This window comes from Bacillus sp. JAS24-2, from assembly GCF_008274905.1.
Lineage (GTDB): Bacteria > Bacillota > Bacilli > Bacillales > Bacillaceae_G > Bacillus_A > Bacillus_A cereus.
This window is the reverse complement of record NZ_CP031070.1, coordinates 73,033-88,259: the sequence shown is the minus strand read 5'-3', so window position 1 is coordinate 88,259 and position 15,227 is coordinate 73,033. Positions and strand designations below refer to the sequence as shown.

The following is a 15,227-nucleotide window of genomic DNA, read 5'->3' as shown; positions in this document are numbered from 1 at the left end:
TGTAGTATGTGGAATAGGCGGTTTAGAATTATTGTTACTTCTTGGGTGTTTTTCTGTTAATCGATTAAAAATAATAAGCGCAAACAGTTGTTGTTTATCAACAGTATAGGCGTGTTTTAATTCAAATGTTTCTCCGGACTGTAGTTGGTTTAGAAGTTGTTTCACATCGATTTGTATGTATTCCGATTGTTTCTTAATAGCACCATTTTTAAAGTATTCTGGATCTGGATTTTTTACATATACATTCGTATTTAATTTTAAACGGGAAATATAGTATGTACCTCGTTGATCCATTTGCTCTAAGTCTTCCAATGAAAAACAACCCAAATCACGAATACATAAATCTCCTGGTCGTAAGGTATCTAAGCACTCCGTACCAAATGTTTTATTATTTTTCCCTGATTCAACTTGAAAGTTAAAAAATTCCCCACTGTGCAGATTATATTCTAATTGAATTTTGAATCCGGCTGGTTGGGCACACCCTCCAAAGCCTGGATATGTAATTTGGCACTTGAAATCTGGTAGCATCTAGGATACGAATTCGTTGAAAATAAGAGAAAAGATGGTTAGAAATTTGTGTTTGTTCACAGATTTTTTGTTGTAATAGTAAAGAGAAAATATGTTGTAAAAACAATACTGCTTGTGTATTTAAGCGTTTATTTAAGTCCTCAGGGCTGAGTAAAGTACCTGTTGCAGCATGAAGCCTACTACATAATCGGATTAGGGGATCACTTGCACCCCAGGTATAGATAGCGGTTAAGTCTGGGTCAGAAAGCTTACATTTTCGCTTTACAAACCCAAGTTCTCTTGCAGATTCTTCTAAAAATACAGGTGTCACATATCGCTGTAATTCCTCTGCAAATGGTTGTAGTTCATCTTGAATCGAGAGATTCATCAAAAAACGTTACCCTTTCTAATCTAGCTTATTTAGAAAGGATAATGTTTTTTGGTACATGAGGGTTGATGGGTATGTATGGTGAGGCCTATTAGAGAAAAATGGATTAGATGATAAGATTCGTAAGTACTATTTATATTTGAATTATGAGGGGTTATTCAGTATTACTATATAAGAACAACTGATAATACAATTACTGATTTGTGTATCTCTGATTTTTCAGAAATCTTCGCTATTCCTAAAGGATTTAGTGATAAACAAATTAGAAAAATTTACAACTGGAACTTATAAGTCTATATAAATAACAAGTTTAATTAATGTAGGAATGAAAAATGAAGATTGCTGTATCGGAATGGAAAGCATTGAAAAAAGAAACAAAGTTAAAACTCTTGCGTTATGCGATGTTAGAAAATTGGAAGATTTCTTCCCTCTATATTTTAACATGTAAAAAGTTGTAGAGAAAAGGGGCATGTAGAATGGAAGAAGGTCGCATTTCCTTTCAGCAAAGGTTTAAAAAATTTCTTGTTATGATCGTCAGTTTTTGGATCATTATGTTTCTCATATATGGCGAAAACCTGTTAAAATAGAATAGAGTCGAAAATCTAAATACCCTTAGGTAGCCCTCATAGATGTAAGATCTATGGGGGCTTTTTTTAACAAGGAAAATAGAAAATTTCACGTATCGTAATATTTAATAAAAAACAAAATACATAAACAATAGTCTACATTAAATTTTATGCTTAATTAATCCGCTTAGTGGATACTACTTCATGTAAAATGGATATTTTATTTATATTTTTGACAGATTTCTTGCGAAATAGGGGTTCAACCGCATGCCCATCAACTTAAGGTTTTAATGTCCCCCATAACGATAAAAACAAACTTGGTTGCTATAAAAAGACATCACGTTTTCATTCTGAAAGTATTATAAAAGTTTAACCTTTATCTAACAGATACCGATTATTATAGAAATAATGCAATAAGATTAATTGCTACATCAATAAAGATAATGTATATAAAAAAAACACCTTTCATTAATGACTAATGAAGGGTGTTTTGAATTAATATTATAGTTCATCTTCTTCTGCTTTTTTATTATTATATTTACTATATCCATACATGCATAAGCCAAAAAAACGCCGCCTAAACTGTTTCCAGTAAGGTCCCTCATGGTAATTGTTTCTCCAGATAAATGTGTTAATAAAGTATATAAAACAAAGAAAATAAAGCCTGAAAATATCGATTTTCGTATCAATGTTTTATTATTTGCAAAACGTAAGTATATTTTTTTGGTTCTCATCATTATAACTATATAAAGTGATGTCGTTAAAAGAATAATTAAAGCTAAAATACCAAGTGATGTAACTTCTTTATTTAAAATCAAATCATATAGGATAGCTCCAAAACAGATAAAAAGAGCTAGCATTCCGGCGTTTGCCATTATTTCGAAGGCAGTATTTTGTTCTCGTTCATCAACAGAAGTACCTTTTCCGAAAAGATATAATTTTAATAACTTAGTCATTAATCTTCCTCCCAAAATAAATCATTTAATGTAACACCTAGACTTTTGCAAATTTCAATACATAATTTCAAAGATGGGTTGTATTCGCCTTTTTCTATTAGACCGATTGTCTGTCTACTTACATTTGTTAATTTTGCTAATTCCCCCTGTGTCATACCCTTTTCAAGTCGAATTCGCTTTACTTTGGTAAGCATATTAGAATCCTCCAATACATTTATTTCCTTTGTAATATATATATTACATTAGTAATGTATATGCGTCAATGGTTAGGTTTTTTTAACATTCTATATTTCCAAGGATATCCTTCTATACAAATAAACTTTATAAATTTGTATCTATAAAATGAAAAAAACACTATTCTTTTTGTAGAAATATACAGAAAGGATCACGTTTTTTATGAATCTTTCGATTCAAGATGAATTACAACTATTTGCTGAAGAATTACACCAATATCTTACTCCTTCATTTTTAGAAAGACTTGCTAGAGAACTAGATTTTGTACAACGAAAGCGTAAGTTTTCGGGTCACGATTTAGCCACTATATGTGTTTGGATTAGTCAACGGGTAGCGAGTGATTCTTTAGTTAGACTGTGCAGTCAACTTCATGCAGCTACAGGAACTCTTATTAGTCCGGAAGGACTTAATAAACGTTTCAATAAAAAAGCTGTTTGCTTATTAAAACATATTTTCTCTGTATTATTAAAAAATAAAATTTGTGAAACATCAGTAATCCCAAGCTCTTCAAGCGCTTATTTTCAACGAATTCGTATTTTAGATGCAACGATTTTCCAAGTGCCAAAACATTTAGCAAGCGTGTATCCTGGATCAGGTGGTTGTGCACAAACAGCGGGTATAAAAATTCAGTTAGAATATAATTTACATAGCGGGCAGTTTTTAAATTTTCAAGTTGAACCGGGGAAAAATAATGATAAGACCTTTGGAACAGAATGTTTAGCGACATTACGGCCTGGCGATCTATGTATTCGAGATTTAGGCTATTATTCACTGGATGATTTAGATCAAATGGACCAAAGAGGCGTGTATTGTATATCGCGGCTTAAACTAAATAATATGGTGTATATCAAAAATGAGTTTCCTGAATACTTTCGAAATGGGGCAGTAAAAAACAATCTCAGTACATCAAAGTTGATTTAGAACACATTATGAATACTTTAAAACCAGGACAGGTCCATGAAATAACAGACGGTTATATTGGAAAGGATAAAAAACTATTCACAAGAGTTATTATGTATCGATTAACTGAAAAACAACTTCATGACCGTATGAAAAAACAAGTTTATACGGAAAGTAAAAAGGGTATTACATATTCAGAGAAAAGTAAAAGATTAGCTGGCATTAACATATATGTTACCAATACACCTTGGGAGATTGTTCCGATGGAACAAATACATGATTTTTACTCTCTTCGTTGGCAAATCGGCGTGTCCAGATAAGGACACATTATCTAGTTGGTGAAAGTCCAATCGGGAGAATAGACTCCACTCCCGTAGCCTGAGAGGCGCCATGAAGTGAAAGCGACATGGCGAAGCCCTCTGACATCACATGCAAAAGGCATGTGGGCAAATCTCCAGGTTGTAACGTACAGTGAACGTAGATGTAGCCTCGTTACACGCAATTCCGGTGGCTGAGACGGTCGATAACGTGCGAAAGCAACAAGAACTGACCGAAATGAGTCTGGAACGGCAGTTCTCACCGGCGGGGTATCAGCGGCGACATGGAGAGAAAGATAATGTGGAAACTGGAGAAGCCCTAGACACCCGATGAAGAAACCTCATCGAGGAGACCGTCTCTATAACCGCGATCGGGAAGTGAGAACGGTAGGTGTCAGGGTGGCGGAACGGATCGTAGTACCAGAGATCTGCGTGCAGCAAAACGCGCGGGGAGGAAAGGGTCCGAACCTGTAAACATTTCGTATGACTAAAGGAGGCAAGGGTGCCATGACAAAAACACCCATCACTTTGCAGGAACTAAGGCAACGAATCTATCGAAAGGCGAAGTCTGAACCTACGCACCGGTTTTGGGGGCTATTTACCCACATTACCAAAATGATAACCCTTCACGAAGCATATCAGCAGGCAAGGAAAAACAACGGTGCTCCAGGCATTGATGGAAAAAGTTTTGCTGATATAGAACTAGAAGGAGTTATCCCATTCTTAACGGGTATTCAAGAAGAATTGCAAGCTGGAATATACCGACCACAAGCCAATCGAAAAGTAGAAATCCCAAAGGCAAACGGCAAAACGCGAACTCTGCAAATTCCATGTATACGAGATCGTGTAGTACAAGGAGCGCTAAAACTCATATTAGAAGCAATTTTTGAAGCTGATTTCTGTCCAAACTCGTATGGATTTCGGCCGAAACGCTCTCCACATCAGGCATTGGCGGAAGTACGACGCAGTATATTGCGCCGTATGACCATAATAATTGATGTTGATTTGTCACGCTACTTTGATACAATTCGACACAACATATTATTGGAGAAAATCGCGAAACGTGTCCAAGACCCACAGGTTATGCATCTTGTAAAACAGGTAATTAAGGCAACAGGTAAGATCGGTGTCCCGCAAGGGGGGCCATTTTCTCCACTAGCTGCGAACATTTACCTCAATGAAGTGGATTGGACATTTGATGCCATTCGACGCAAAACAGCTGAGGGCAATTACGAAGCTGTAAACTATCACCGTTTTGCCGACGATATAGTTATCGCTGTAAGCGGACACTCCAGTAAAAGTGGATGGGCTGAACTGGCATTACGAAGACTGTGGGAACAGTTAAAGCCTTTGGGAGTTGAACTGAATCTGGAGAAGACTCAGATGGTCAATGTCCTAAAAGGAGAATCCTTCGGATTTTTAGGATTTGACCTGAGACGAATATCGAACCGAAATAAGAATGGATTCTTCGTTTTCATGATCCCGAAGAAGAAAGCTCGCACGACAGTGAAAGCAAAAATTCGCGAACTCATTCAAAACGCAGGAGCGAAGTCAGCACAAGACTTAATAAAACAAATCAATGCCGTACTGACTGGATGGGTGAACTACTTCCGGGTTGGGAACTCTAGTCAAGCTTTCAGTGAAGTACGTGATTATACGGAGATGAAAATTCGCACACTGTTAACGAGAAGGAAACGAAGACGAAAGCGTAGCATCGGATGGCAGAGATGGAGTAACGAATATCTCTATGGTGTACTGGGGCTTTACTGGGACTGGAAAGTCCTTCCCCTGAAAAGTGCAGAGAGTTTCCGATGAAAGTGTCTGCCATTTGATAGGTCTCATAACCCTTTTGATGAAGTTTATGGGGTGAGCTGCTTGAGGGAAAACCTCACGAGCAGTTCTTATGGGGAGAGGCTGGAAACGGGTCACAACTGATACCGCGCCAGTCTTTTACCCGACAGCTGTTATTTAAAATATGGAAATCTTGGTTTCAAATTCATCGTTGTAAATCTATTAAACAAGAGCGATTAGAATGTCATCTTTATGGGCAACTCATTAGTATTCTATTATGTTCTTCTACTATGTTTAAAATGCGAGAACTCCTATTACGTAAGAAACAGAAAGAACTAAGTGAATATAAAGCGATGTATATAACTAAGGATTATTTTTCACTTTTTTACCAAGCATTACATAAAAACACCCTGTATGAGATTTGAAAGCTCTAAAATGTGAATTTCTATATCATCACTTAATACCTTTTTTGTTACTTATCCTCAACTATCCCAGTTGCATGAAACTCCTTTATTTAACACTCAAACGTGAAGGTAATTTAATTCTTGTTATTAATCATATAAAAATTACACAATAAAAAATAATAGATTTATTGAGATTCAACATATCTTATCTGCAAAGGTGGCTCCCACATTGTTTTTGCGCTTCATATGCTTCTCTAAATAAATTTTTGTTGTTTGGATATTTTCATGCCCCAGTGTCTGCATTAAATGATATAGATCCGCATCCCCTTGTTCAACTGCCATGATTGCAAAAGCATGACGAAATGTATGCGCTGTAACTGGGTATTCACAATACTTCAGAAACTCTAGATTTGTCTTTTTTATCATATCCGTTACCTGATTTGATAACGTTCTCGAATTGTAAAAGTTCCTCCTTTGGTTTACAAATAAAGGGCTTTCATCTCCTCGATTCAATATGGTTTGAAATCCTCTTCCCCGTCTCATTTCACAAATACACTGGTACAAATGTTCCAAAATGAACAGTTCAAGTACCTTATCCCCTTTACCCTTAACTTTTAACCAGTGCTTTCCGTCATAGTGCAAATCTTTTACTCTTGTTGTACACAATTCTTGAATTCTTGCTCCGGTACTTGCCAGAACTAGTAAGATTGTATAGTTTACTATATGTCCTTTTTCTTTATAAAACCCTAAGATTTTCATAATCTCATCATAGGATAGATCCCGATTTGGCCTATCCCATTCATTTACATTTGCGCGCTGCAGTTCTTCATGAAGAGGCTTTTCAATATAAGAAAATACATGAAGATGTTTTAGAAAAGAACGAATGAGCACTGTTTTCTTTGCAAGTGTTGCCACTGCATATGTTTCCCCATTCCTACCATTCTCTACCTGCTTCAACCAAGAATTGTATTTACGAATATGCCAAGGTTGCAAAGTTTTCAATAACGAGGCATTTTGTTGTACTTCTTCCTCATTCAATTCAAATTCTTCTGCATGCTGCACCATGCCCTGACAAAATGACAAGATTTCTGATATATAACTCTTTTTCGTATCCTCTTTTCTATTCTTCTTCTCATCCATATCTTTTTGTAAATGTACGAAATAATAAATGACTTCCAAATCACTGAAATACGTATATTTACTCTTTCCCTCTTTTTCTGCAACCTCCACCTTATCTACATAACCATTGTTATGCAGAAATGGAACCATATCTCTCATATTCCCTACATATGTATCTATATATTCGATTTGATTATTTATAATAGATAAATTTTCTTTTGCATTTTTATTAACCATATTTCAAATTTACCTCTCCTATTGAAGATTATGAATACAATTCTCTTTATCAACTATATTTATTATTTTATTTCACTTCTATCAATTATACAAATTAAAATCCATATTCTTTCTGTAAGAATCCTACATTCTTCTCTATTTACTTATACTTATGATTTTTTATAATTTATTAGTAAATATACCATTATTCATTATAATTAAAGTTAATTTTAAATCACTCCTATATTTAAATTTTTATAAGAACATAATAAATAGGTAAATACAATTTTAACTATACATAATTCATAAAGAATTATTTAGGTTTTTATAAAATTCATTTCTAGTTTTAAATGCAAATAAGATTTTGATATGATATATACATAGTTTATAAATTAGCAAACAATAGTTAAGGAGGTATCCTTTCATGATACAAGATTTATTGTTTATTACAAAACCTACTGTAACGACAAAAGAGGCAGCAGACTTATTAGGCGTAACCGTACAGACCATATTAAAGAAAGAAAAAGATGGATTAATAGAATGTGTATATAAAAATAACTGGAAACAATTTGGTAGTAAGATTTTCTATTTGGAGGATATTGAACGCTTAAAAACTAAAGAAGAGATTAAAGGCCTTAGCACAAAAGAAACGGCTGAAATTCTTAATGTAGCACCATCTACAGTCTTTACATACATCAAATCCGGAAAATTACCTGCGACAATGGTAGAAAAACGAGGAAAACAAGTATATCTTATAGATGAAGAAGAGCTAGAGATTTTTATGCTTGATTATGAAAAAGCTAAAACAAAAGAGCGAAAAACATTCATTACTAAGATTCAAGATGAAGATATATATTTATATCAATTATTAAGACATCTACATACCGGAAAAACAGCTAGAGTAATAGAGATCAATGGAGCAGATGGAAAGATTCTTACAGAGGATGAAGAAATTTTCCCACTATCCACTTATAAGGAACATGATTATTCCTTTGAACCTCTCCAGAAACAAGCGGTGATTACGAAACGAGGGTATTTATCTTTTTCATTTAAAAAGCCTCAATTATTTAATTCCATCACTTATAATTTAATTAACTTATTTTATAAAGAACTTGGTGTCACAAATATGCGATTAAATATTACACCAGATACTATCAAATTAGAAATTAAACCTTTTGTTTTACAGGTAGACCCATTGCAATTTCAAGAAGAGATTAAATACTTACATTCTCATATGAAATCCGGCACAATACTTCCACATGTAGAAGGTATATACTTTAAAAGTAATGTAGAACCATTAACTTTTCATGCAGATCATGACTTTAAACAAAAAGTAGTTCAAATGGCTGCGGAATCTGGTATGGGACAAGAAGAATTTTTATTCCAGGCAGTAAAATCTTATATAACTAATTTAGAACAGTAATAAATTGCTCAGTTTACTCTTTATTCTCTACTATATAATAATTATTTATATAAATAATTTTAAACATTCCTTCTTAAAAACATCCCATGTCTACCAACTTAAGGATCAAAATTATTCCAAAACAAAAAAATGAAGATTTTCACTTGGATATGCCAATTTTCTCGTTTTGGGGTATTTGCTTTTCTTATCTTGATGGTGATGGGGTATTTCAAAATATAAACTTAATTGGGATATCAACGAATTAATTGAGTTATAACTCCAAGATAAATTATTGGGTTTCGTTGCAAAGTTTCTTAACATTAAATGAGATGAAGAATTTGTCACTAACTATTATGCAACTATAAGTAATTTTTGTAATTCACTGCACGTCGAAAACCAGGAGCCGGGTTTAAAACTCCTGGTTTTCTTATATAACATGAATGACTTTGATTCCTTTCAAGGTACGTGAAGTATGACGAAGATTTTGAAATCCTGCGGATTTGGAAAACCGTCGTTTGACATACCAATGGTCTTGTTCTATGAGATTGTTCAAATGTTTGGTGGTACAATGAGTTGTACGTTTATAAAAGCAGTGTTCTTTTAATTTGTTAAACGCACAAAGTAGCGCTGGGGCTTTGTCTGTTGTGAGAACCGTTGGTTCTCCAAAAACCTTCACCAATCTTTTCCTAAAGGCATATGCCGCCTGATGATCTCTTGTTTTTCGAAGTTGAATATCCAATGTATATTCATCCTTATCGATCACACGATATAAATAACGCCATTTTCCTTTCACTTTTATATAAGTTTCATCTAATTTCCACGATGATTGTACCTTTTTGTTTTTCTTCTTCCAGATTTGATAGATCAAATTTCCATATTCATGGACCCAACGGCTAATAAAATAATATCTTTCTTAAAATTGTTTTCCTTTAAAATATCCCATATAGTATTCTCCTCGCCTTATGTTTCTTACATTTTAATTTCCCTTAGAAAAACTTTGCAACAGAACCAATGTATATCTAATACGATTTGTTCTGGTAAACGTTGTATAATATCTTTTTCTAACAATTTACTACTTGTAGACACATTTTTTCGTACTAATCGTTTTAAAATCGTTTCTCCATCTTCCGTTATAATTACCTGGCCATTATTCAGATAATTTAAATCTACCGCATTGGCAACAGAATTTAATTTCTGTTTCAACTGTTTAACAAAATAAGTAGGAGATGAAGGGAAATTAAGTTCTTTACAATACTCCTTAACTAGCGGTTCACATGCTTCCCAAGGTACTATAATCAGCGTACTTTTTAGAACCTTGTACACACTCACGTCACCTGTCTTTAATTCTGAGGCTAAATAGGAAAATATACAGATTTCAAGACGTTTACGATACAATAAATTAGAATCCTTTCCAACTCGAAGAGTTTGTCTCCATTTCTCGTTTGCAAATGATAAATCAAGATTAGCAGGAAGGTGTTCTACCCTTCGATTTTCATTTAGCAATAAAAATTGTAAAGCTTTTATGAGAGAATCATCCTGAGTTGTTGAATTTATTTTTAACAAGGGTATTTTTGCCCATCCCCCGAAAAAGGGGAATAAGACAAAATACACCAAATTATATTTTGTCTTATTCTTCTTCAATTACATGCTCTGTCACTAACCTGGTTAAAATGTCATCTTCATTGATACCCTCAAAGATTGTCTCTAAATTTACTACTGTTGGGGATTTGCTAAATTCATAACGACCATAAAAATTGATATGTTGCCAAGCAACCGGTGAAATATACTTTAATATGTTCATCTCGATACCTTTATTCTGAGATTTCGTTAATAAATTCGATAAGATACTTGCATTGTAGTAAATAATACAATTGGTTAACAATCTACTACATTCATTCCAGACTTGCTGATCTTGTTCAGTCTTGAAACGAAGTTTTCCAAAGTTTGCAAAAGATACAGCCCGACGTAATTTATGATAACTTTCCCCACGGTTTAGCGCCTTTTGAACATTTTGACGTAATGGTAATGAATCGATATATTCTAAAAAATATAGGTTTTTGATGATATTATCGTACTCCCATAATGCACGTTTCGTTTGATTTTTTCGGGCATAAGAACTTAACTTTCGAACAATCACATTTTGAGTAGTCGTTTTTAAAGCCAGAGACAATATAATCCGTTTAATATTGTCCCATTCCTTCATAATCAATTCTTTATTGATTTTCCGTAAAGGTTTGATAAGTAATTCTTCATATTGGCTTGGATGTTGAAACCCATATAAATTTCGATATATTGTTGCATGAATATCCTTATATCTTGGTGCAAACTGATAACCAAATAAATCTAAAATAGAAAAATTAACCTCATTTGTTCCATGTGTATCTGTAGAATGAATATTAGGCTTTATATCAGTTGTATTATTGTATAAAATATCGAATACATAATGGCTTTCATGCTCATTCGCACCAATAATTCTTGCTTGAATCGGAATATGGTTGGCCGCCATTGTATAAGAAGTAATTCCTTTATTCATTCCAAAATATTTAGAGGAATGACGGGACTGTAGCGTATGAATCTGCGTTTCGAATTTTTGACCGTCACTACTCGAATGGACGAAATCATCAATATTATAATATTGAACAATAGGAAGTTTACTTGTTGCATTACTAATGCAGTCATTCGCTTCTTTTAATGTTTCTAATCGAATAAAATTAGATGATGTAGTTGCTAGTTTTGAATAATCTGTATCAGAAACTTCCCCCATTCTATACAATCCCATATTTGTTCCCCAAGATATTAGACATGGAATAAGAATAGTATCATTTGCATATTGATTTGCATAGCGTCCTAGGATATGTTCAAAGTTATCTAGAAAATTACATTGTTGATTTACAAAGTACAGAATACTTCTCATATCAATTTGTGGCAATACATCGAAAAATGCATGATTAATAGGAGCTGAAACTCGAGTATATGGAAGTGTCCAGGAATTATGATTTTTATGTTTTTTTACTTGAACATGTTTGTTTTTCCCCGAAGTAATCCTTTTATTGATTGAAGTAATACGAGTTTCTAATTTATTTTCCAGTTCTTTCAAATATTGTTCAATAGGCTGTTGTAGGATAGTTAAATGGAGATCTTGAATGATACTCTCTTTTTGTTCCCACTTACCTTCATCGATTAAATCATCTTTAAAACTTCTATACTGTATACTATCCCTACAAAATATATCTCGTGATTGCAAACGATGCCATAAGGAATAATAAATTAAAAATTCATATCGATCTATTAGTAAACGTTTTGGATGAGAATCATCTTTAGTGTAAAGATAACGTTGGTTGCTATTTGTTATAAAGGCTTGCGGGATATCTTCGATATCATATTTGGTTAAGGTTTTTCGTTTCGTAAAAACTTCTTTTTAAAAATTTATTGCATCCATAAGTGTGTCATCCATATCTATTGTAACAAAATCAACCATCATAAAAATAGGACGAATTTGTCGTTTGAATTGTAAAGCTAATGCATCAATACGTTCCCAACGGAACGCTTTTTCATCTATCTTCGAATTATCCAGGATTTGATTTGCTAGTTCAGTTAATTTTTGACGGTCTAGGATAGAAAATACACGTTTTTGAATGTCTTTAAATACTGTATTATCTGAAATATTTTCATCTATTATAACTTGTAAAACCTTCCCTACTTTCTTGAAATCCCCCTGGTTTTCTGTGTAATAGGTATATATCTGGTCTTTCGCAAAGGACAGAATATCATCTTTGTATTTTCTTACCTTATAAATAAAACCATTAATCAAATTATCATTCATTCTTTGATAACGATGAAAAGTAAAGTACAGTAAATAAATATAAACAAGTGATTCATCAAACCGTTTTAATTTATACACAGAATAATATTCTACTAAAGAAGCGTAGTATTTAATACTTTCGTTAGAAATTTTTAGTTGAGGCAAAATTGTATTGGCCAGTTGAAAAAGAGAATGAATTTCTTTCCCACATTCAATTTCGCGCTTCATTTCATTTATACTAAAATCTTTTGGTTGATGTTTTGTTTTAGTAATTTCATATAATCCAGAAGAATTATATAATAATTCTTTTAAATGCTGTTATCTGTTTCAGATAGATGATTTTGTATAATTGTGATGAGTCGTTGTTCTTCAGATGTAATAGCAGTTCCTACAATATCTTGCATAAAACTATACGCAGGAATAACAATGTGTTCTTCTATTAAATAATTGAGTAATTCACGAAAAATAAAAATAGGTTTTCCACTTACTGTTGCAGCCTTACGGGCTTTTTCTTGTAAAACACCTCGATAATATGAGTCACAAATATGGTAATTAGATATTTTAAGAATTAATTTTTTATGAGTAGGTCGTGTCTTTTTATCAATCGATCCAAAATCTCCAAATGACTCATTTTTAAAATATATTGAATATCTTCTTGGACCTCAGATAATTTAAACTGAAAAAATAAATGTTTTGATTTGAAATATCCAAGTTGAAGAATAAAATGCACTTTAGACTTTATAGAACGTAAAGTATATAATAATTCCTTTTCTACTTGTGAAAGCGAAAAGTATTGCACACGTTCTTTAGGTGTAAATACAGGTCTACTATAAAGACGATTAATTTCATCAATTGTTAAAATTGTTAGTCTGTTTTTAGTGTTCATATTTATCTTGGAATCCATCCTTTTACACAAAATATTTTATAATTAAACTTACTGAGTCACAAAGTATACGTCATTTTGTATTAGTTCATATTTCGATAAATGGTCATTCTAGATATACCAGATTTTTCAGCAGCCTCTGTGATATTTGCTCCTTGTTCCATTAAATAAAATGCATAACTTAATTTTTCTTTATCAATAGATGGCCTGCCAGGATATTTCCCCCGTTTTTTTGCCGCCAGAATTCCTTCTTTTGTTCGTTCAGAGGTTAAGTCTCTCTCAAATTGAGCGATTCCCGCAAAAACAGTAAAAAGCATTTTCCTATTTGCTGTTGTTGTATCCATCCAGGACTCTTTTAGACTTTTCAAGTTCGCTCCTTTTTGAGAAATGAGTTCGGCAATCTCAATTTTAAATCTTTTGTAGAACGTGAAAGACGAGTCAAGTCTGTTACTACGACTGTATCTCCTTGGCGTAGAAATTCTAGCATACGACTTAACTCAGGACGATCACGTTTAATCCCAGTTACTTTTTCAAAAAAGATTCGTTCACAACCAGCCTCTTTTAATTGCTGATCTTGGCGATCTAAATTTTGATCAACTGTGGACACTCGCATATATCCAAATTTCATAAAATTCCTCCTTTTTTCATTTTTATTGTATCAAAAACGCTATAAAATAAATATTGTTACAAAATAATTTTGTTACATATTTTTGTTACACTAAGATTGCTAGTTTTCTTGACGTCATGTCTTGATATTAATGGGTGTAATGGTAATTAATAATCTCATGATATCATTTGCAATTTAATACGAATGATAGAAAAGGAAATTTATATGTTGATAAGGTTCAATGTTATAATAAACATAATCTAAAATGTATATATTGTTATACTTTTTAAATAAAAGGGGGCGTTTTTCAATGAAAGAACAAATCCAACCCTTAGATCCTATTGCAATTCACTTAGGACCCATTACTGTACATTGGTATGGAGTTATTATTGGTATAGGAGCTATATTAGGGTTTATCTTAGCAACTCGTGAAGGAAAAAAACGTGGGATACCTTCAGATGTATTTTACGACTTAATCTTTTTAGCTTTACCTATTTCAATTATTTCCGCACGAATATATTATGTAATCTTTGAATGGAATTATTATAAGGAAAATCCAGTTGAAATTTTTGCGATTTGGCACGGTGGAATTGCAATTCATGGCGGTATTATAGGAGCTGTATTAACAACTATATGGTTTACAAGAAAACGGAATCTTTCTTTTTGGAAAATCGCTGATATTTTAGCCCCAAGCTTACTTTTAGGGCAAGCAATTGGGCGTTGGGGAAACTTTATGAATCAAGAAGCTCATGGAGGAGTTGTATCTAAAAACTTTTTAGAGTCGTTACATTTACCAGATTTTATTATCAATCAAATGAATATAAATGGTACATATTATCATCCAACTTTTTTATACGAGTCTGTCTGGAATATTACAGGTGTGATTGTATTACTCGTATTAAGAAAAGTTGATTTGAAACGAGGAGAAATTTTTCTCACTTATTTATTATGGTATTCTGTAGGAAGATTTTTTGTAGAAGGCTTACGTACGGATAGTCTCATGTTAACATCCCATATAAGAATAGCTCAATTAGTCTCAATTGGGTGCATACTTTGTAGTATTCTTATTGTGTGGTATAGACGTAAAAAAGGATATGCACATCTACACTATACTGCTGATTAATGGAGTGAATCG

Annotated in this window: 5 protein-coding genes and 9 pseudogenes; 6 read left to right on the top strand and 8 right to left on the bottom strand. The window is 33.0% G+C overall.

All coding sequences use genetic code 11. The features are described 5' to 3' along the window. Positions 1 to 48 precede the first annotated feature (48 nt). A pseudogene (locus tag DN407_RS30540) lies at positions 49 to 895 on the bottom strand (IS4 family transposase); the annotation flags it as partial. 88 nt (positions 896 to 983) lie between these two features. Here DN407_RS30540 and DN407_RS32575 point away from each other — a divergent pair. Further along, positions 984 to 1,186 (top strand): annotated as a pseudogene (locus DN407_RS32575) (hypothetical protein); the annotation flags it as partial. Between the two features lie 776 nt (positions 1,187 to 1,962). Here the strand turns inward: DN407_RS32575 and DN407_RS30530 are convergent. Together DN407_RS30530 and DN407_RS30525 are read right to left on the bottom strand one after the other, a co-directional pair. Then, positions 1,963 to 2,417: pseudogene (locus DN407_RS30530) on the bottom strand (hypothetical protein). Further along, the gene (locus tag DN407_RS30525; RefSeq protein ID WP_000956453.1) at positions 2,417 to 2,611 is read right to left on the bottom strand and encodes a helix-turn-helix transcriptional regulator; all 195 of its coding nucleotides are present in this window, start codon (positions 2,609 to 2,611) and stop codon (positions 2,417 to 2,419) included. Before DN407_RS30525 ends, DN407_RS30530 begins: the two are co-directional and overlap by 1 nt. Positions 2,612 to 2,813: 202 nt before the next feature. Here DN407_RS30525 and DN407_RS30520 point away from each other — a divergent pair. The 3 genes and pseudogenes from DN407_RS30520 to DN407_RS30500 form a co-directional block, all read left to right on the top strand. Beyond that, positions 2,814 to 3,862 (top strand): annotated as a pseudogene (locus DN407_RS30520) (IS4 family transposase); the annotation flags it as partial. A 513-nt stretch (positions 3,863 to 4,375) separates the two neighbouring features. Next, positions 4,376 to 5,683, top strand: coding sequence for a group II intron reverse transcriptase/maturase (ltrA, locus tag DN407_RS30505; RefSeq protein WP_149217143.1), 1,308 nt, complete (start codon positions 4,376 to 4,378; stop codon positions 5,681 to 5,683). A 143-nt stretch (positions 5,684 to 5,826) separates the two neighbouring features. Then, positions 5,827 to 6,069, top strand: a pseudogene (locus DN407_RS30500) (IS4 family transposase); the annotation flags it as partial. Positions 6,070 to 6,258: 189 nt separating this feature from the next. On the opposite strand, the gene DN407_RS30495 reads toward DN407_RS30500, so the two are convergent. Next, positions 6,259 to 7,419, bottom strand: a complete 1,161-nt coding sequence (locus tag DN407_RS30495; RefSeq protein ID WP_149217142.1) for a tyrosine-type recombinase/integrase — start codon at positions 7,417 to 7,419, stop codon at positions 6,259 to 6,261. A 403-nt stretch (positions 7,420 to 7,822) separates the two neighbouring features. Between DN407_RS30495 and DN407_RS30490 the strand changes: the two genes are divergently transcribed. Continuing rightward, positions 7,823 to 8,821 carry a helix-turn-helix domain-containing protein gene (locus tag DN407_RS30490; RefSeq protein WP_149217141.1) on the top strand — a complete coding sequence of 333 codons (999 nt, stop codon included), beginning with the start codon at positions 7,823 to 7,825 and terminating at the stop codon, positions 8,819 to 8,821. Positions 8,822 to 9,151: 330 nt separating this feature from the next. Here DN407_RS30490 and DN407_RS30485 read toward each other — a convergent pair. The 4 pseudogenes from DN407_RS30485 to DN407_RS30470 all read right to left on the bottom strand — a co-directional run. Beyond that, positions 9,152 to 9,698 (bottom strand): annotated as a pseudogene (locus DN407_RS30485) (IS6 family transposase); the annotation flags it as partial. 110 nt (positions 9,699 to 9,808) lie between these two features. Next, a pseudogene (locus DN407_RS30480) lies at positions 9,809 to 10,369 on the bottom strand (Tn3 family transposase); the annotation flags it as partial. A 58-nt stretch (positions 10,370 to 10,427) separates the two neighbouring features. Continuing rightward, positions 10,428 to 13,488 (bottom strand): annotated as a pseudogene (locus DN407_RS30475) (Tn3 family transposase). Between the two features lie 80 nt (positions 13,489 to 13,568). Beyond that, a pseudogene (locus tag DN407_RS30470) lies at positions 13,569 to 14,113 on the bottom strand (recombinase family protein). Between the two features lie 289 nt (positions 14,114 to 14,402). On the opposite strand from DN407_RS30470, the gene lgt reads away from it, so the two are divergent. Further along, positions 14,403 to 15,215, top strand: a complete 813-nt coding sequence (gene lgt, locus DN407_RS30465; protein ID WP_149217140.1) for a prolipoprotein diacylglyceryl transferase — start codon at positions 14,403 to 14,405, stop codon at positions 15,213 to 15,215. Positions 15,216 to 15,227: the final 12 nt, after the last annotated feature.